The 18,294-nt window shown below is 72.4% G+C and carries 18 protein-coding genes and 2 tRNA genes; 18 read left to right on the forward strand and 2 right to left on the reverse strand.

The window, feature by feature from the left end:
- Nucleotides 1-13: 13 nt before the first annotated feature.
- Genes QFZ26_RS11070 through QFZ26_RS11120 form a run of 11 tightly spaced genes read left to right on the forward strand, consistent with a single transcriptional unit; the run spans nt 14 to nt 10,537 of the window.
- Nucleotides 14-457, forward strand: coding sequence for a phage tail protein (locus QFZ26_RS11070; protein WP_307042044.1), 444 nt, complete (start codon nt 14-16; stop codon nt 455-457).
- Nucleotides 457-888, forward strand: coding sequence for a hypothetical protein (locus QFZ26_RS11075; protein ID WP_307042045.1), 432 nt, complete (start codon nt 457-459; stop codon nt 886-888). The genes QFZ26_RS11070 and QFZ26_RS11075 overlap by 1 nt, the downstream gene beginning before the upstream one ends.
- Entirely contained in the window at nt 885-1,043 is a 159-nt protein-coding gene (locus QFZ26_RS11080) for a DUF6760 family protein (protein ID WP_307042048.1), read from the forward strand. The genes QFZ26_RS11075 and QFZ26_RS11080 overlap by 4 nt, the downstream gene beginning before the upstream one ends.
- Before the next feature lie 3 nt (nt 1,044-1,046).
- On the forward strand, nt 1,047-3,182 hold the full coding sequence (locus tag QFZ26_RS11085; RefSeq protein WP_307042050.1) for a hypothetical protein: 2,136 nt from the start codon (nt 1,047-1,049) through the stop codon (nt 3,180-3,182).
- Nucleotides 3,183-3,202: 20 nt separating this feature from the next.
- Nucleotides 3,203-3,646 carry a phage tail protein gene (locus tag QFZ26_RS11090; RefSeq protein ID WP_307042052.1) on the forward strand — a complete coding sequence of 148 codons (444 nt, stop codon included), beginning with the start codon at nt 3,203-3,205 and terminating at the stop codon, nt 3,644-3,646.
- 10 nt (nt 3,647-3,656) lie between these two features.
- Nucleotides 3,657-4,418 (forward strand): CIS tube protein, encoded by a 762-nt coding sequence (locus tag QFZ26_RS11095; RefSeq protein ID WP_307042053.1) that lies wholly within the window; start codon nt 3,657-3,659, stop codon nt 4,416-4,418.
- A complete protein-coding gene (locus tag QFZ26_RS11100; RefSeq protein ID WP_307042055.1) occupies nt 4,405-6,258 on the forward strand; it encodes a VgrG-related protein in 1,854 nt (617 codons plus the stop codon). Before QFZ26_RS11095 ends, QFZ26_RS11100 begins: the two co-directional genes overlap by 14 nt.
- 11 nt (nt 6,259-6,269) lie before the next feature.
- A complete protein-coding gene (locus QFZ26_RS11105; RefSeq protein ID WP_307042058.1) occupies nt 6,270-6,683 on the forward strand; it encodes a GPW/gp25 family protein in 414 nt (137 codons plus the stop codon).
- A complete protein-coding gene (locus tag QFZ26_RS11110) occupies nt 6,680-8,629 on the forward strand; it encodes a putative baseplate assembly protein (protein ID WP_307042060.1) in 1,950 nt (649 codons plus the stop codon). The genes QFZ26_RS11105 and QFZ26_RS11110 overlap by 4 nt, the downstream gene beginning before the upstream one ends.
- 10 nt (nt 8,630-8,639) lie before the next feature.
- A complete protein-coding gene (locus QFZ26_RS11115; RefSeq protein WP_307042062.1) occupies nt 8,640-9,191 on the forward strand; it encodes a phage tail protein I in 552 nt (183 codons plus the stop codon).
- A complete protein-coding gene (locus QFZ26_RS11120; RefSeq protein WP_307042064.1) occupies nt 9,188-10,537 on the forward strand; it encodes an NADase-type glycan-binding domain-containing protein in 1,350 nt (449 codons plus the stop codon). Before QFZ26_RS11115 ends, QFZ26_RS11120 begins: the two co-directional genes overlap by 4 nt.
- A 159-nt stretch (nt 10,538-10,696) precedes the next feature.
- On the opposite strand, the gene QFZ26_RS11125 is transcribed toward QFZ26_RS11120, so the two are convergent.
- Nucleotides 10,697-13,195, reverse strand: coding sequence for a BTAD domain-containing putative transcriptional regulator (locus tag QFZ26_RS11125; RefSeq protein WP_307042066.1), 2,499 nt, complete (start codon nt 13,193-13,195; stop codon nt 10,697-10,699).
- Between the two features lie 191 nt (nt 13,196-13,386).
- Between QFZ26_RS11125 and QFZ26_RS11130 the strand changes: the two genes are divergently transcribed.
- The 7 genes from QFZ26_RS11130 (at nt 13,387) to QFZ26_RS11160 (ending at nt 17,716) form a co-directional block, all read left to right on the forward strand.
- Nucleotides 13,387-13,458 (forward strand) — tRNA-Thr (locus QFZ26_RS11130).
- A 34-nt stretch (nt 13,459-13,492) separates the two neighbouring features.
- Nucleotides 13,493-13,566 (forward strand) — tRNA-Met (locus QFZ26_RS11135).
- Nucleotides 13,567-13,673: 107 nt separating this feature from the next.
- A complete protein-coding gene (locus QFZ26_RS11140) occupies nt 13,674-14,180 on the forward strand; it encodes a class I SAM-dependent methyltransferase (RefSeq protein WP_307042068.1) in 507 nt (168 codons plus the stop codon).
- Nucleotides 14,138-15,229 carry a sensor histidine kinase gene (locus QFZ26_RS11145; protein WP_307042070.1) on the forward strand — a complete coding sequence of 364 codons (1,092 nt, stop codon included), beginning with the start codon at nt 14,138-14,140 and terminating at the stop codon, nt 15,227-15,229. Before QFZ26_RS11140 ends, QFZ26_RS11145 begins: the two co-directional genes overlap by 43 nt.
- Nucleotides 15,226-15,864 carry a response regulator transcription factor gene (locus QFZ26_RS11150; RefSeq protein ID WP_307042072.1) on the forward strand — a complete coding sequence of 213 codons (639 nt, stop codon included), beginning with the start codon at nt 15,226-15,228 and terminating at the stop codon, nt 15,862-15,864. The genes QFZ26_RS11145 and QFZ26_RS11150 overlap by 4 nt, the downstream gene beginning before the upstream one ends.
- A 140-nt stretch (nt 15,865-16,004) precedes the next feature.
- Nucleotides 16,005-16,400 (forward strand): hypothetical protein, encoded by a 396-nt coding sequence (locus QFZ26_RS11155; protein WP_307042074.1) that lies wholly within the window; start codon nt 16,005-16,007, stop codon nt 16,398-16,400.
- A gap of 5 nt (nt 16,401-16,405) precedes the next feature.
- A complete protein-coding gene (locus QFZ26_RS11160; protein ID WP_307042076.1) occupies nt 16,406-17,716 on the forward strand; it encodes a DJ-1/PfpI family protein in 1,311 nt (436 codons plus the stop codon).
- A gap of 71 nt (nt 17,717-17,787) precedes the next feature.
- Here QFZ26_RS11160 and QFZ26_RS11165 read toward each other — a convergent pair whose 3' ends face one another.
- Nucleotides 17,788-18,240: a winged helix-turn-helix transcriptional regulator gene (locus tag QFZ26_RS11165; RefSeq protein WP_307042078.1), complete on the reverse strand. Its 453-nt coding sequence runs from the start codon at nt 18,238-18,240 to the stop codon at nt 17,788-17,790.
- Nucleotides 18,241-18,294: the final 54 nt, after the last annotated feature.

Consider the following 18,294-nt stretch of genomic DNA (forward strand, 5'->3'; position numbering starts at 1 on the left):
CGAGGAGGACATCATGCCACTGGATCCATTCGACTCAGCACCGGCGAACGCGTTCATCGTCACGATCGACGGCATCGAGATCCCGAAGGTCGTCGAGGTCTCGGGGCTGAAGAACGAGGTCGACAAGATCGAGCTCAAGCAGCAGACGAGCGACGGCAAGTACATCGTGCGCCAGCTGATCGGGCGCGCCAAGCCGGGGGAGTTCACCGTCACGCGCGGCCTCACCGACTCGAAGACCGTCACCGACTGGCTGAAGGTCGTCATGGAGGGCGACGTCGCCGGAGCGCGCAAGACCGCGTCGGTGGCGCTGCTCGACTACAAGGGCGAGACCATCAAGACGTACGAGTTCATGAACTGCTGGGTGCGCAGCGTCGAGCTGAACTCGCTGAAGGCGGGCGCGGCCGAGCAGGCCACCGAGAAGTTCGTCGTCTGCTTCGACGAGTCGACGGTGAAGTGATGCAGCGCGTCATCGCCACCCGCGCGAGCTCCGACGCGCCCGGGCAGGGCGATGACGGCGCGATGCGCACGGAGTTCGCGTTCGAGCTGCCGCGCGGCTACCTCGGTCCCGACGGCACGGTGCATCGCCGCGGCGTCATGCGGCTCGCGACGGCGCGCGACGAGCTGCTGCCGCTCTACGACGCGCGGGTGCAGGAGAACGCCGCCTACACGACCGTCGTGCTGCTCGGCCGGGTGATCACCTCGCTCGGCACGCTCGGCTCGGTCGACGGCTCGGTGATCGAGAACATGTTCGCGTCGGATGTCGCGTTCCTGCAGGACTTCTACCGCCGGATCAACGCCGAGGGGCACACCCGCATCGCGGTGACGTGCCCCGAGTGCTCGCACCGGTTCACGGCCGATCTCGCGGGCGGGCGCCTGGGGGAATCATGACGTACGCGGCCGACCGAATCCATGAGGAGGTCGCGTACGTCGCCTATCACTTCCACTGGTCGCTCGACGACATCCTCGACATGGAGCACGCGGAGCGACTCCGCTACGTGCACGAGATCGCCGCGATCAACACCCGGTTGTCCGAAGGGGGCTGAGCCGTGCGGTGGCCCTGGCAACGACCCGAGCGGCCGGTGACGGATGCCCCGGCGCCGACGCGGCCCGCGGGCTGGGCGTTCCTCCCGCCGCTGCAACGGCAGGTGGCGGATGCCCCGCCGGCGACGCTGCGTCCGGCCTTCGTGTCGACGCTGCCGACGCGCGCGGTGCCCGCGTCGCTCGGATCGATGGGCCACCTCGTCGACGACACGGCGCCGTCGGGCACGGTCGCGGTCGACGACCGCACGCTCGGCATTCCCGTGCAGCGCGCCGTCGCGACCGACCTGACGCTGTTGCCGCGCCCCGTGACCGCTGCGCCGGTTCGCCCGGTCGCCCAGCGTGTCGACGACTCCGCATCGCTCGACTCGCCCGTTGCGTCGCCGATGGCCGATCCCGAGGTCGAGGCGGTTCCGGATGCCACCGCGCCCGCGCTCGCCGCAGAACCCGCCGAGTCGGTGCCGACGCTCGCGGACGGGCTGCCGACCGCGGCGGATCCCGCGTCGCCGAGGCGCAGCGCGTCGGCTGCCCCGCCATCCTCATCGCTGCCTCCAGGCGCACCGTCGACGACGCCGCAGCGTGACGCGCCGGCGCCGTTCGTGCGCCCGACGTTGCAGCGCTCCTCCGCGGACTCGCCGCCGATCGCCCGAGCGGCGGCGTCGCCATCCGTCACGCTCGCGTCGTCGCCGAGCTCGATTCGCCGGCCGGGCCTCGGGGCGCCGCTCCCGCCGCGGTCCCTGCAGCGGTCGACCGAGGTTCCCTCGGCGGCCGGAGCGGCCGTCGGGCCGTCGGTCGGCCCGCGCGAGGCGGCACGTCGCGAGCCGACTCCCGCGGATTCGTCGCGCGAGCCGGAGCACCCCGCCGACTCGGCGGCCGCGCCCGAGCAGACCGTCGAGTCGCCGGCGGGGTCGGTGCAGCGCGAGCGCGAGGAGCCGGGGCGGGCGCCCCTCCTCGGTACGTCGCCACTCGAGTCGCCGCTCGGATCCGCGGCGGAGGCGCCGTTCGGCGATCATGCGCGCGATGGCGGGCGTCCGGAGTCGTCGGGCTCGCACCCGCAGGCCGGCCCGGCCCCGGTGCCGCCCGCACCCGCGCTCCCGGTCGCCGTGCAGCGCGCTCTCGACGGCGACACTCGCGCCGACACCGACGTGGTCGACGCGTACGCGCAGACCGAGGCGGCGGACAGCGGCCCCGACGTGGTCGTCGACACCACGACGGCCGCATCCGCCGCATCCGCCGGCCCGACGAGCACCGGCGGCAGTGATCGGTCGACGGGGCTGCCGGGACTCTCGTCGTCCTCGCCCGTGCAGCGAACGGTGCCGCTCTTCGGCGTGCAACGGCTCACGCCGTCGATCAGCGCGCCGTCGCACGTCCCTGCGCGGCGGGTCGTGGTGGCCCGTGCCCTTGCGCCCGAACCGCCGCCGGTCGCCGCGCACGCCCCTGCCTGGAACGCGTCGGGCGCCGCCCGCACGTCGTCGTCGACGGCAGGGGCAGCGGGCGACGCGAACACCGCGACCGGGTGGACGCAGGCCGCGCCCGACACGACGTCGGCCGCGCACACCGGCGCCGGCGCGGATCTCAGCCTCGGATGGCCGCCGGCCGAGGCATCCGTCTCCCGTCTCGTCGAGGCGCCGAGCATCGGCCGCGGCGACCCGGAGCCTCCGGCCGGCTTGGCGAGCACGCAGCGTCGAGGTGCCGTCGCAGCCCTGCAGCGTGCGGAGTCGACCGCGCCGGTCGGGTCGCTCGCATCCAGGTCGTCGGCCACCACGACCGCGGCATCCGACGCCGCGATGCCCGTCGTGTCGAGGCAGCGCGTCGAGCAGGCGGCGCTCCCGCGGATGCCGCTCGCCGCCGCGTCACCCGGCATGGACGTCGTGCAGCGCGCGATCGACGCGACGGTGCAGCGTGCCGAGACGGCGACCCCCGTCTCCGAGGCGCCGGTGGAACCCGCCGAGCCCGAGGCATCCGTCGCCGAACCGGGCAGCACGGGCGGGGCGCACACCTCGGTGGCGCCCGCACCGCCCGCGCCCGCCGGCGAGAACGTCGAGCAGCTCGCGCGCAAGCTCTACGGCCCGCTCGTGCGCCGGATCAAGGCCGAACTGCTGCTCGATCGTGAACGCCGCGGCATCCGGATCGATGGAATCTGAACTGCGAAGGGGGACCGGACATGCTCACCGACACCGAGATCGCCGTCAGCGTGCACTACCTCGTGCACCTCGACGACGAGGCGCTCGGCGACTTCGCGAGCTGCGAGGGGCTCGGCGTGGAGGTCGTGCTCGAAACGCGTGAGGAGGGCGGCAACAACGGATTCGTCTGGCAGTTCCCGACCCGCCTGAAGTACCCGAACATCAAGCTCTCGCGGCCGGTGGCGAAGGAGACGGCCGACAAGATCCTGAACTGGGTGGTCGCCGCCGCGTCGGGAACGACCCGCGGCACCGGCCACATCAAGGCGATGACGGCCGCCGGCGAGACCGTCGCGGTCTACGACCTGCACGACGTCGTGCCGGTGCGGTGGACCGGGCCGTCGTTCACGCCCGACCAGCCGAAGGTGCTCACCGAGACGCTCGAGATCGCGCACCACGGCTTCGTGAAGACCGGCAGCGAGTACTGAGGCGATCACGATGCCCATCACCTCCACCGCCTCCGACACGACGAAGCTCGTGCACGCCGCCATCGAGGTGCACGAGCCCGGCGAGAAGCCCGGCAAGGCCGGCGCGCTCCTCGAGACGATCGAGTTCCAGCTGAACCCGAAGGAGCTCACCGTCGCGAAGTCCGCGAAGTGGGAGAGCAAGAACCAGAAGAAGGCCGAGTCGGCGCCGCCCGCGAGCTACCAGGGTCCCGATCCGCAGAAGATGACCGTCGAGATGTACTTCGACGAGACGCGCAGCCACGACGGCAGCGTCGTCGCGCGGGTCGAGGCGCTGCTCGCGACGACCGCGCCCACGGCGAAGTCGACGAGCACCAAGAAGCCCTCGGCGCCCTGGGTCGTGTTCAAGTGGGGACTCTTCACGGGATTCACCGGGTACGTCAAGAGCGTCTCGGCGAAGTACACGCTGTTCTCGCCCGACGGCACCCCGCTCCGCGCCGTGTGCACCGTCGCGCTCGAGGAGCTCGCGAGCGAACAGGGCAAGCAGAACCCCACCTCGGGCGGCCTGCAGCCGCGCAACGCGCACACCCTGAGCGAGGGCGACACCCTGCCCGCGATCGCCTACCGCGAATACGGCAACGCCGCACTCTGGCGATCGCTCGCCGAGGTCAACGGCGTCGACGATCCGTTGCGGCTGCGGCCCGGCGACACGATCCTGATCCCGGCCCCCGACGAGCTCGCCGACGCGAACGGCCGCGAGCTCGCCCGCAAGGAGGTGGCCCGTGCCCTCAACTGAGACCTACACGAGCCTCCTGCTCGTCGCCGTGAACGGCAGCCCGCTGGCCCCCGAGGTGGCGGGGCTGCTCGAGCGCAGCCGGGTCACGGATGCCGCGAACCTGCCCGACTCGTTCGAGCTCGAGTTCGTCGACGCCGCCGGCATCGTGCTCGAACGGGGCGGGTTCAGCATCGGGGCATCCGTCACCCTCAGCGTCTCGGAGAACGGCACGCAGGGTCCGCAGAAGCTCCTCGACGCCGAGGTCACGGCGCTCGACCGGGAGGACGTCGGCGGGGAGCTGCGCACCCGGGTGCGCGGGCTCGACCGCTCGCACCGGCTGTTCCGCGGGCGGCGGGTCGCCGCCTACCTCGACAGCACTCCCTCGGACATCGTCAGGACCGTGGCCCAGCGGGCGAGCATCAGGGTGAGCCGCGTCGAGGCGCCGTCGCAGATCATGAAGCAGGTCACGCAGGACAACGTGAGCGACTGGGCGTTCCTCAAGCGCCTCGCCGATGCGAACGGCTGCGTCTTCTCACTCGGCGAGCAGGGCCTCGACTTCGGGCCGCCGACGGAGGCGTCGACCGCCGCCGGCCAGGGCGGCGCCCGAGACGACCCCGTCGTCATCGAGCACGGACGCAACACCCTCTACCTGCACGCCACGGTCACGAGCGCCGAGCAGGTCGCCGAGGTGGAGGTGCGCGGCTGGGACGTCGCCCAGAAGGCCAAGGTCGTCTCGGTGGCCCCGGCGAAGACCCTCACCGCGCAGCTGCCGGAGACCGACCCCGTGAAGGTCGCCGGCGCGTTCCCGAGCCCGCGCTACGTGAGCCCGACCGGAACCGGCACGCAGCAGTCACAGGACGACCGCGCCACGTCGCTCGCGGGGCGCATCGCCGGCGGCTTCGCCGAGATCGAGGCGCAGCTGCTCGGCAACTCCCGCATCCGCTCGGGCACCGCGGTGCGACTCTCGGGGTTCGGCACGCCGTTCGACGGTCGCTACACGGTCACCGAGTCGAAGCACGACTTCAGCAGCGAGCAGGGGTACACGACGAGCGTGACCGTCAGCGACGCATCCGACCGCTCGCTCTTCGGCCTCGGAACCGGGCCGCACGCCGCGCACCGGGCACCGCCCATGGAGGGCGTCGCTGTCGCGATCGTCAGCGACATCGACGCGTCGCAGGATGCCCAGCATCGTGAGGGTCGGGTGCGGCTCGCGTTCCCCTGGCTGTCGGACGACTACGTGAGCGGCTGGGCGCGGGTCGTGCAGCTCGGCGCGGGAGCCGAGCGGGGCACCGTCGTGATGCCCGAGGTCGGCGACGAGGTGCTCGTCGCGTTCGAAGGCGGGCAGTTCGACCGGCCCTACGTGCTCGGCGGCCTCTACAACGGCAAGGACCAGCCGAAGGGCGGCTGGCCGCAGTTCATCGAGAACGGCGAGGTCGTGCGCCGCAGCTTCACCTCGCGCACCGGGATGGTCGTCGAGTTCCTCGAGAAATCCGGCGAGGAGCTGCTGCGGGTCTCGACGAACGAGGGCGCACAGCACGTCACGCTCACCCAGAACGGCGACAAGGGCATCCAGATCATCGCCGAAGGACCCGTCGCCGTCACCGCGAAGCGCGACGCCACGATCACGACCGAGGCCAACGCCACGATCGCCGCCGACCAGGGCACGCTCAAGCTGCAGGCGATGAAGATCGAGCTCGCCGCGACGAGCGACCTCACGATCTCCGGAGCGAACGTCAAGGTCTCGGGCGACCTGGGCGTCGACGTGGCGGGGGCGAACGTCGCCGTCAAGGGCACCGCGAGCGCCGAGCTCTCGTCGTCGGGCATGGCGGTCGTCAAGGGCAGTCTCGTGAAGATCAACTGAGGAGTGAGCGGATGTCACAGGAGTTCGTCGGGCGAGGCTGGTCGTTCCCCGTGCGCGCGGACGCGACCGGCCGAATCGCGCTGTCCTCCGACGAGCACGAGATCGAGGAGAGCATCCGGCTCATCCTCGCGACGGCGCCCGGCGAACGGCCGATGCGGCCCGAGTTCGGGTGCGCCGTGCACGACTACGTGTTCGCACCGGCGGATGCCACGACGGCGGGCGCCATCGGCGACGCCGTGCGCACCTCGCTGCGGTTCTGGGAGCCGCGCATCGACGTGACCGGCGTCGCCGTGACCTTCGACGCGGTCGACGAGGGGATCCTGCTCATCGACGTCGGCTACCGCATCCGCGGCGGCAACGACCCGCGCAACCTCGTCTTCCCGTTCTACGTGATCCCCAACCGCGAGCAGGAAGGAACACCATGACCCTCCCGGCCCCGAACCTCGACGATCGCCGATTCCAGGACCTCGTCGACGACGCGAAGCGCCTCGTCGCCCTGCGCTGCCCCGAGTGGTCGGATCACAACGTGTCCGACCCCGGCGTCACGCTCATCGAGACGTTCGCCTTCATGACCGACGAGCTCTTCTACCGGCTGAACCGGGTGCCCGACAAGCTCTACATCGCGTTCCTCGACCTCATCGGCACGACGCTCTACCCGCCGGCGGCCGCCACGACCGACGTGGTGCTGTGGCTCTCGGCGCCCCGCAAGGAGACCGTCGTGGTGCCCGACCGTACCGAGGTCGGCACACCGCGCACCGAGCAGACCGAATCGATCGTGTTCCAGACCACGGCCGAGCTCTCTATTCCGCCGCGCGAGCTCACCGTGATCGGCAGTCGATCGGGCGACGCCGAGCCGTATGTCCGCGGCGCGACGCTCGGCGACGACACCCTCGACACGTTCGCCGCCAAGCCGAAGATCGGCGACGAGTTCCTGCTCGGCCTCGACGACCAGGCCGCCGGGCTCGCGATCTCGCTGCGACTCGACTGCGCCGTGCGCGGCGTCGGCGTCAACCCGCTCGACCCGCCGATCGTCTGGGAGGCGTGGACGGCCGCAGGCTGGGTGGGCTGCGACCTCGTGGCCGACGGCACCGGCGGGCTCAATCGCCCCGGAGACGTCGTCGTCATCGTGCCCGGCGGGCACGTCGCATCCGTCATCGGCGACGAACGCGCCGGGTGGCTGCGCTGCCGCCTCGTCGAGCGCGAGGAGGGCGTGCCGACCTACACGGCGTCGCCGCTCGTGCGGGCCGCCTCGGCCGTGACCGTCGGCGGCGTCGCGCACGCCGTGCACGCGAGGACCGTCGACGACGAGATCCTCGGCCTGTCGGAGGGCGTGCCGGGGCAGACCTTCCCCCTCCAGGAGCACCCCGTCGTCGACGACGGCGAGCCGCTCGTCGTCGAGGTCGCGAGCGGCAGCGGTTGGGAGCCCTGGACCGAGGTCGACTCGTTCGCGGGATCCGACCAGGACGCGCGGGAGGTCACCGTCGACCGGGCTCGCGGCACCGTGACCTTCCCGCCCGCCGTGCGCGAGCGCGACGGGAGCCTCCGCCGCTACGGCGCCGTGCCGCCGAAGGGCGCACCGCTGCGGGTGCCGCAGTACCGCGTCGGCGGCGGCCGTCGCGGCAACGTCGCGGCCGGGGCGCTCTCGGTGCTGCGCTCGACGGTGCCGTTCGTGAGCAGCGCCGTGAACCGCGCCGCCGCCCGCGACGGCACCGACGGCGAGACGATCGACGAGGCGAAGCTGCGCGGGCCGCTCGCGCTGCGCACGCGTGACCGTGCGGTGACGCTCGAGGACTACGAGCAGCTCGCGAAGCGCGCGGCGCCGGGCATCGCGCGCGCCAACGCGGTGGCGCTGACCGGCAAGGGCGAGCAGCTCGGCGTGCGCCTGCTCGTCGTGCCGACCGTGGCCGTCGGACCGGGCGGCCGCGCCGCCTTCGCCGACCTCATCCCCGCCGAGGAGACGCTCGCGGCCATCGCCGAGGACCTCGACGCCCGCAGGCCCGCCGGGACCCGGCTCGCGATCGAGCCGCCCGACTACCAGGGCGTGACCGTCGTCGCGAAGCTCGCCGCCAAGCCGCGCGTCGCCGTCGAGTCGCTCCGCGAGGAGGCGCAGGCCGCCCTCTACCGCCACTTCGACCCGGTGCGCGGTGGCGCAGACGGCACCGGCTGGCCGTTCGGCCGACCCGTGCTCGCCGGCGAGGTGTACTCGGTGCTGCAGTCGCTCGCCGGCACCGAGATCGTCGACGAGGTGCTGCTGTTCGCGGCCGACCCCGTCACGGGCAAGCGCGGCGAGCCCGTGCAGCGCATCGACCTCGCCCCCAACTCGCTCGTGTTCAGCTTCGAGCACCGGGTGCGCGTCACGGCGGGAGTCTGAGATGCGCGGAATGGTTCCCGGCCTCACGAGCCCCGTGCCCCTCATCACGCGGCTCCCCGCGATCCTGCAGGAGGACGAGTTCCTGCAGCGCTTCCTGCCCGCGTTCGACGATGCGGTCGCCCCGGTGTACGCGGCGCTCGACAACCTCGCCGCCTACGTGACTCCCGAGTACGCGCCGTCCGACTTCGTCGACTGGCTCGCCGGATGGGTCGACATCGCGGTCGACGAGGAGTGGCCCGAAGCACAGCGACGGCGCATCATCGCCGACGCGGCGGCGCTGCACCGTCGCGCCGGCACGGTCGGCGGCATCCGCGACGCCGTGCAGCTCGCCGCCGGCCCCGACGCGGTCATCGACGTCGCCGAGTCGGGCGGGGTGTCGTGGTCGGCCACCCCCGGTGGCAGCCTTCCCGGTACAGCGGATGCCGCGGTGCGCATCTCGATCACTGTGCCCGACGGCGACGAGCCGTCGATCCGCCGCCGGCTCGAGCGCGTCGCGGCGGGCGTCGTGCCCGCGCACCTGCCCGTGGAGCTTCAGGTGGCCGTTCGGGGGAGGGCATCATGAGCGAGACCGTGCGCGGCACCGTGCGGTGCCCGGAATGCGGGGCGAAGAACGAGGCCGACGACGACTTCTGCGGCCAGTGCGGGGCGTACCTCGCGTGGGAGGCGACGGATGCCGCGGCATCCGTCGCGCCGGTTGCTGGCGCTTCGGCGTCGGCGGTTCCGGCGCCCGAGTCGGAGGTCGAGCCCGAGCCCGAGCCCGAGCCCGAGCCCGAGCCTGCACCGGATGCCGCGCCGACCGCTCCGCCCGCGGCCCCGACCCTCGCCGCAACGGTGGCGCCGCCCGCCCCTCACCGCGAGGCCCGCTGGTCAGTACGGCGCCCTCTGGGGCATCCAAAGGATGCAGAACTGGCCAGTAGACCGCACGAGCCTGCTGCTGAGGAGCCCGCGCCCGCGCCCGCGCCCGGGCCCGCGCCCGAGCCGCCCGAGCCAGAGCTCGTGCCGGAGCCCGAGCGCGTGTCCCAGCGGCCCGAGCCCGAGCCCGTGCCCGAGCGGCCCGCGCCCGAGCCCGTGCCGGAGCCCGTGGTCGACCCCGCGCTCGCACCCAAGCCGCCGCAGCACGCAGGCCCGGCCGCGAGGAAGCCCGTCGCCGTGGCACCGCGGCCGAAGCCTCGACCTACGACCACCGCGGAACGTCCGAAGCCCGGCGACCTCGTCTGCCCGCAGTGCGGCACGGGCAACTCGCCCGGACGCCACTTCTGCCGCCGCTGCGCCACCCCGCTCGGCGCCACGGCGAATCGGCGTCCGGTCAGTTCGGCGCAGCCCGCGGCCGGCGCCCGCCCGGTCGTGCGCACTCGACGCTTCCGCGCCTGGTGGGTGGTCATCCCGGCGATCGTGGCCGCGCTCGCCGTGGTCGCCTGGCTTGCTCGGGGACCGATCGGCGACTTCGCGCAGACGGTCGTCGACCGCATCGCGACCTCGACCGCGCGCAATCCCACGGGACTCACCGCGTCGACCGCAGCGGCAGGCCGGGGACCCGAGCTCGCGCACGACGGCTTCGCGAACCTCTCGTGGGCGCCCGCCGCACCGGGGCCCGCCGTGGGGGAGTTCCTCGAGGCCAGCTTCGCCGAGCCGTTCCGCCTCGTGGCGGTGCAGATCTCGCCGGGCGCCTCGACCGACCAGGCCGAGTTCCTCGCGCAGGGGCGACCCGACGACGTCCGCGTGTCCGCGATGACGTCGACCGGCACCGTCGTCGAGCGCACGGTCACGCTTGCCGATGAGCCCGGGGTGCAGCGCATCGACCTGGGCATCGACGACGTGGTGGCGGTGCGCCTCACGATCGAGTCGGCCAACGGCGCGACGGAGGCGACCCACGTCGCGATCGCCGAGGTCGAGTTCTTCGGTCGCTGACCGCCGACCGGGCCGCCCGCCGCGCCTTGCGCAGGAGATCGGGCGCCGTACCCACCTCACAGCGCGCTCAGCGCCCAATCTCCTGAGCGAGCAGCGCGGAGCGCCGGTGAGCGCCACCGGTCGAGGTGGCGGGGCGCCCGGGCGGGTGCGAACGCCCGCTCACTCCACGCCGAGCGCGACCCGCATGCGCCGGTACGAGTCCGACGCCCGCCGCGCCGCCACCACGTCGCCCGACTGCTCGTGCACCGTCACGAGCGTGCGCCACGACTCGTCGAGCCACGGGTCGATCTCGACCGCACGGCTCGCGGCGGCGACGGCAGCCCTCGGCGACCCGAGGTGCAGCTCGAGGTGCGCGAGCGAGGTCGCCGCCTCGGCGGCGCGGATGCGGTACCGCTCCCGAGCGCCGATCGCCCACTCCGCAGGGCCGTCCTCGGGGAGCACGTCGCCCAGGTACAGGTCGAGCGCGTGCCGCAGTCCGCTCGCGGTGGCCGCGGTGTCGCGGCGTGCCTTCGCCATCGCGGCGTCGGCGAGGCTCTCGTCGAAGTCGGCGAGGTCGCAGTCGCGCCGGTCGAGGAGCCCGAGACGATACGCCTCGCCGTCACGTTCGACGATCGAGCCCGCGGCAGCCGGCTCCTGCGCCGGCAGCACGCGCCGCAGGCTCGACACGCTCACGTGCAGCGCGTGCACGGCGGACTCGATGCCGAGGTCACCCCAGAGCACCTCCGCGATGATCTCGCGGTGCAGCGGCGAGCCGGCGTTCAGCGCGAGCATCCGCAACAGCGCCCGGGCCTGGGGGCGCACCGCCCTGAGGTCGACCTCCGAGCCGTCGACCTGCAGCCGGAACCCCCCGAAGCAGCCGACGGTCACATGCGGCCGACGGGTCGTGGCTCGCGCGGCAGCGATGGCCGGGCGCGAGGGTGCGGTCGTCGAGACGCGCGGGAGGTCGATCGGAAGCCGCGGCATCCCCGCCGCGAGCGCGACGCGCCTCGACGAGGCGAGACGGTCATGCGACCGGCCCGAGGCATCCGACAGTGCCTGCGCCGCGTCGAGCAGCGCGGCGGCCGCGCCGAGTCCCGTCGCGATCGACGCGGATTCCGCCGAGACGATGAGTTCGCGTGCGTGCGGCGAGCCGGCGATCGCTGCGATCAGGGCAGCGGATGCCTCGGCCCACGCCGCGACATCCGCAGCACCGAGGCGGCTCGCGCGATCGGCGAGCGCCGCCGCCTGCCCCGTCGTGGCGCGTCCGCCGCGCAGTCGCATCAGGTGGTCGATCCCGACGACGATCGCCGCGCCCGCCTCGTCGCCGCGCACCTCGCACTCCTCGACGACCGAGCGCACCGCGCGGTCGGGGCGAGCGGATGCCGCAGCGATCGCACCACGCGTGAGCCGGGCGAGCCGGGGCAGGCCGAGCGCGAGCGCGTCGCGTTCGAGTGCGGCGAGCGCATCGAGCGTGAGGTCGCGCGACGACAGGGGCGCGCGGATGACGAGGAGGGCGAGCCGGATCGCGGTGCGGCGCTCGGGATCGGCGGATCGCGCCGAGCGGTGCAGGAGCGGCACCGCGCCGACGACGTCGCCCGCGCGAAGGCGTCGCACGGCGTCGGCGAGCGGGTCGGCGTCGTGGCGCCGGGGGAGTCCGCTCGTGGCCGAGGCGGCCCACACGGCGGCCAGGGAGCCGGCGGACGGGGTGTCGGCGTTCGTCGCGGGCACTGCCGACGGGGCATCCGTCATCAGCTTCTCATCGGCACCGCACCGCGAACGCAAGTGGCGGCGCAACACCGGCGGGAGCACGCGGCGCCGGCCGAGCTCCACGGTGTGCGCGACGACGCCGGTGTCCAGAGCGGTGATGAGGGTGGTCGCAGCGTCGGAGCCGAGGAGCGAGGCGCATGGCGCGAGCTCGAACGTCGTGAAGACGCTCGCGCGCTCGAGGGAGGCGGCGACGGATGCCGGGAGCGCGCCGAGGTGCTCCTCCAGGAAGCCTGCCGCGAACCCGCACTCGAGGGCGGCATCGACGGCCGCGGCGAGGTCATCGGGGTCGGTGTGGAACCGGCCGGCGCGAACCGCGAGCAGGCGCACGAGGGCGGCCCAGCCCGCGGTCTCGCTCGCGACCCTCGAGGCGTGCTCGAGGCTGAGCGGGCATCCGCAGACGTCGTGGAAGACCTCGGCGATCTCGTCGATGCGCAGCGCGAGGTCGCGCGTCGTGATGACCTCGGCGTCGGGTGCCGCATGGGCGACGGCCACGCTCGGCGGAACGCGCGAGGCGACGACGAGGCGCGGCACCGCCGCGACATTCGCGACCAGTCGTTCGAGCACCGGCTCGGCCGCGCCGCCCATGAGATGGTGCGCGTCGTCGAGCACGAGGAGGGCGGGGCTCCTCGTCACGGCCTCGTCGAGGACCGCGTCGGCCACGGCCGGCACGGCGTGCTCCGCCCGGAGTTGCACGACGAGCCCGCCCCGGCTTGCGGATGCCTCGAGCCGACGCGCGAGCGTCGTCTTGCCTGCGCCGCACGCGCCCACGATGAACACGCGTGACGCGTCGAGCCGACGCGCGAGGCGCGACGGAACACGTGCGGGCGCGAGCCCGTCGACGCGTAGATCCTCGATGACGTGGTGCACCGTCGTGCCCCCCAGAAGACGGTCGTGCCGGTTCCCGACCGACACGAGTCACGATAGTCCTCGCGCGGAATCGCGCATATGCGGGCTAGCCCTGAATCCGGCCCGTGTACCCCGATTTGGGGTATCGACATCGGGGTGTGGGACTCGTCGCGCGCGGGTCCGAGCAACCTTTGGCGCCGGTTCGGACGACGGTCGGCGAAGTGATATCCTCGTACGGTTGCCGATTGCGGCAGCACGCCCCGATAGCTCAGTGGTAGAGCACTTCCATGGTAAGGAAGGGGTCGTCAGTTCAATCCTGACTCGGGGCTCTGGTTCTCTCGGCGTTTGCCGCGGGGCCTACCCGGCGGGGTAGCTCAGGTGGTTAGAGCACACGGCTCATAATCGTGGTGTCGCGGGTTCGAGTCCCGCCCTCGCTACTTCAAGAGATTCGCTTGCCAGATCAGTCGTTCCTCGGGCCAAAATGGATCGATGACCGGCAATTCCATGTTCTTCGTCCGTCCAGCGGCCACCGAGGCGAGTTCGCGTGCCTGAGCTTTCGACCCGCCTTCAGAATGTCGTCGACGCGCTGCCGCTCGCACCGGGCATGAGAGTGCTCGAAGTCGGTGGCGCCCCGGGCGCCGCGGCCCGTGCAGTTGCCGCGAAGGTCGGCCCCACCGGCCACGTGCTCGTGCTCGATCGCTCCCAGACGGGCATTGAACTCACCGAGCGAGCATGTCGCCGCGAGATGGATGCGGGAACGCTGTCGACCTTGTGCGAGCCCGTGGAAGCGTTCGAGCTGCCCGAGGGAGTGCCGCGCTTCGACCTCGCGTTCGCGTGTCGGGTCGGCGCGCTCGACGGACGCCACCCGAAGCTCTACAACGAGGCCATCGCGCGGCTGCGTCGCGCCATCGTCCCCGGTGGCGTGCTCTACGTCGACACGGGCAACCCGCTGACCCCGATCCCCCTGGGCTGGTTGACCCGGAACTCCACGTCCTCCAAGGTGGAACGGTGCAGTGGGCACTGGCCATCCTCACCGTCGTCGCGTACCTGACGCTGTCGATCGGGTCCGCGAGCTTCGAGCAGATCCTGCCGACGCTGGTGGTCGGTCTCATCTACTCCGCGCTCGCCGTCTTCGGGTTCCGCGTCGTCCAGGGACGCTCGGCCTGGTGGGCAGGGGGGTACGTCTGCGCGCAACTGGCGCTCGGCTTCGTGGTGTTCTGGCTCTCGGATGCCGCGGTGGGCGCCATCCTCCTCCTCGTGGTCCTCGTCTCGCAGGCCGTCCTGCTGCTGCCACTGCCGGCCGCAGTCGTCGTGGCTGCCGTCATCCCGCTCGCGCATGTCGGCATGCAGTGGCCGCATGTGCTCCGGGAGGGCCTCGGCACGCTCGCGGTCACGACCTTCACCGTCATCGTGACCGAGCTGCTCGTGCGCGAGCGCAAGGCCAGGGCCGACCTCGCCGAGGCGCACGAGCGGTTGCGCGGGTATGCCGCCCAAGCCGAGCAGTTGGCTACGATCCAGGAGCGCAACCGGCTCGCGCGCGACATCCATGACGGGGTGGGCCACCACCTGACCGTCGTGCAGATGCTGCTCGAGGCAGCACGCGCCGTCATCCGCACCGCCGACCCCGAGCGCCTCGACTCCATGCTGGCCAAGGCTCAGGCTCAATCAGGGCAGGCCCTCGCGGAGGTGCGGCGGTCGGTCGCCGCCCTTCGGGAACACCGGCCGGCCTTGACCGAGGCGCTCGCGACCCTCGCCGCGGAGGCGACCGTGGCGGGCGTTCCGACCGAGCTCGAGGTGCTCGGCACGCCGCGCGCGATCCGCGCGGACGTCGACGAGTCGCTCTTCCGTGCGGCTCAGGAGGGCCTCACGAACGTTCGGAAGCACGCGGATGCCACGACCACCGCCGTCGTCCTCGACTACCGTGACGAACACCACGTCAGGCTCGAGGTTCGCGACGACGGTCGGGGACTCCCCGAGCAGGCGGGTGCCGGCTTCGGGCTCACCGGCTTGCGCGAGCGCATGGCGAACCTCGGCGGCCGGATGTCGCTGGACCCGGCCGGCGCCACCGGGCTCACCCTCACCGTGGAGGTGCCGGGATGACGATCCGCGTGCTCATCGCCGACGACCAGGCGCTCTTCCGCGAGGCGCTCACGACCCTGCTGGAGGTGCAGCCGGGCATCGAGGCGATCGGCGAGGCGGGCGACGGCGAGGAGGCGGTGCGCCGGAGTGGTCAGCTCCGTCCCGACGTGGTGCTCATGGACCTGCGGATGCCGGTGCTCGACGGAATCGCGGCTACCGCACGCCTCCGAGCCGAGCAGCCCGACGTGCAGGTGCTCGCCCTGACGACGTTCGACGACGACGAGGACGTCTTCGCCGCGCTGCGGGCGGGGGCGGTCGGGTACCTCCTCAAGGACGTGTCGTCGGCGAGGCTCGTCGAGGCGATCGTCGCCGCAGCACGGGGGGAGTCGGTGCTGCAGCCGTCGGTGGCCGCGAAGGTCGTGGCACGAGTGGCTCGGATGCCGCAGGAGACTCCGCCGCCGGAGCATCCGCTCACCGAACGAGAGGTCGACGTGGTGCGGCTGCTCGGCGAGGGCCGAAGCAACCGCGAGATCGCCGGCGCCCTCTTCCTCGCCGAGGGCACCGTGAAGAACCTCGTCACCAGCGTGCTGTCGAAGCTCGAGGTGCGCGACCGCACGCAGGCGGCGCTCCGCGCGCGGGACTTCGGCATCCTCTGAACCTCTGCCTCTGCCTCTGGCATGCATGAGTCGGTCACCCCCGAACGTGACCCTGCGCATGACCTTCGGCACCTGCCGCAGCCCATGCTCCTCGTCGAGGATTCCTGTGTCCGAACAGTGGAATCGCAAGAGGAGTCGAGATGAACCACGAAGAGACGACCGTGCACCGACCGTCCGCGCTCCGGTTCGCGCTGCACGGGATCGAGATGGTGATCGCGATGGTGGTGGGCATGGTCGTGCTGGGTCCGGTCTGGTCGTGGGCGTGGCCCGGTCTCAGCGAGAACACGACCGCGCAGGCGCTCGTGATGGCCACCGACATGTCGATCGGGATGGCCGTCTGGATGCGGATCCGCGGCCACGGCCTGCCGGCCATCGCCGAGATGTCCGCCGCGATGTACCTGTCGTTCCTCGTGGTGCTGCCGTTGCACTGGACCGGCCTGTTGTCGGCCATGGCGTTCATGACGGCCGGCCACGTGCTCATGTTGCCGGCCATGCTGGTCGCGATGCTGCGACGCCGCCACGAGTACGGGTGGTGAGCCGCATGCGTGCCTTCTTCAGGGTCGTCGTGCTCGTGCTCGCCGCCGCGGCGCTGCCTGTGGCGCTCGGTGCTTCCTCCGTCATCGGCGCGCTGGGCGCTCTCAACGCCCCGCGCACCGACGGCGCCACGGCATCCCCCGCGCCGCTGGAGCACGACCCGGCCAAGCCCACGGCCGTCGTCGTGGTCGGTGAGCGGGGCGCCGTCGTGTCCGACACGCTCGCCCCCTTCGAGATCCTCGCCACGACGGGAGCGTTCAACGTCTACACCGTGGCATCCGAGGCGCACCCGGTGCCGCTGACCGGCGGGCTCGACCTCGTGCCCGACCTCACCTTCGCGGGTCTCGAGGATCTTCTCGGCGGGTCGGCCGACCTCGTCGTGGTTCCCGCCATGCCCGACGTCGGCCGGCCCACGACGAAGCCCGTCACCGACTGGCTCGAGGCCCAGGCGAACGGTGGAGCTCTGCTCCTCAGCGTCTGCAACGGAGCCGCCGTGGTCGCCTCGGCCGGTCTCCTCGACGGCCACGAGGCCACCGCGCACTGGCTGCGCCTCGACGAGTGGGAGCACACCTACCCAGCCGTCGACTGGGTGCGGGGCACGAGGTACGTCGACGACGGCGACGTGGTCAGCACGGCCGGCATCCTGTCGGGCATCGACGGCACGCTGCATATCGTGGAGCGCCTGGCCGGAGCGGATGTCGCGGCTGACGCCGCGAGGGCGATCGAGTGGCCGCACTACGACTCCGACGGTCCGGCTCGCATGGAGCACGCGCGGCTCGCGCCGTCGGATGCCGTCGTGGCGTTCAACACCGCGTTCGGCTGGGACCGACCGCGAATCGGCGTCCAGCTCACCGACGGGGTCGGCGAGCTCGAGCTCGCCTCGGTGTTCGACACCTACGGGCAGTCGCTGGCAGTGGGCACGGTGGCGGTGGGCGACGGGCCCGTGCGGTCCCGCCACGGACTCACCTTCGTGCCCCGCGCCGACACCGGGGCAGGACTCGATCGTCTCGTCGTCCCCGGCACGACCGACCATGACGTCATCCCGGGGATGGAGCCGGTGTATCCCCACCATCAGCCGGGCTTCGCGTTCGACGCCGTGTTGCGGGACCTTGCGCGGACGACCGACGTGGCAACCGCGCGGTGGGCGGCGAAGACCCTCGAGTACCCCATCGACGGCCTGACACTCGACGGTCCGACGTGGCCGTGGGCGGAGACGTTCCGGCCGCTCGCCCTCGCGGTCCTCGGCGTGCTCGTGGCGCTCGGGGTGTTCGCGCTCCTGCGCAACAGGAGTCGCAGGCGCCGGCGGACGGGTGCGTAGCGACGCCGACGGGTGACCCCGATGCGGTGAAGTGGCCGGCCCGACAGGGGGCGGCTACTTCACCGTATGCGTCAGTGGCCCCCGACCGCTTCGGTGACGAGCACCTCGGCGTTCGCCTTGTCATATCGGCCGCGGGCCTCGGCGATGTCCTCCTGGTGCCGCTCGGTCCAGACGACGAGCGATTGCACGGTCGCGTGCAACGAGCGGCCCAGGTCGGTGAGCTCGTAGTCGACGCGCGGCGGCACGACGGGATGCACCGTGCGCCGCACCATGCCGTCGCGCTCGAGCTGGCGCAGCGTGACCGTGAGCATGCGCTGGCTGATGCCGTCGATGAGCCGCTTGAGCTCGGTGAACCGCATCGTGCGGTCGTCGAGCAGGGCGATCACGAGCAGCGACCACTTGTCGGCGATGCGGTCGAGGATCTGCCGCACCTCGCAGTCTTCACGAGCGTCCCACTGGAACGCGTCGTTCCAGTCGGTTCCCTCATGGGTACCGAGTGACTTCGAAGTGCCGTCTTCCCTCATGCCTCCATAGTGACGCAGGATGTGGTCAGGCACAAGAAGTAACCAAGGGAGCAC

Source organism: Agromyces ramosus (assembly GCF_030817175.1).
GTDB lineage: Bacteria > Actinomycetota > Actinomycetes > Actinomycetales > Microbacteriaceae > Agromyces > Agromyces ramosus_A.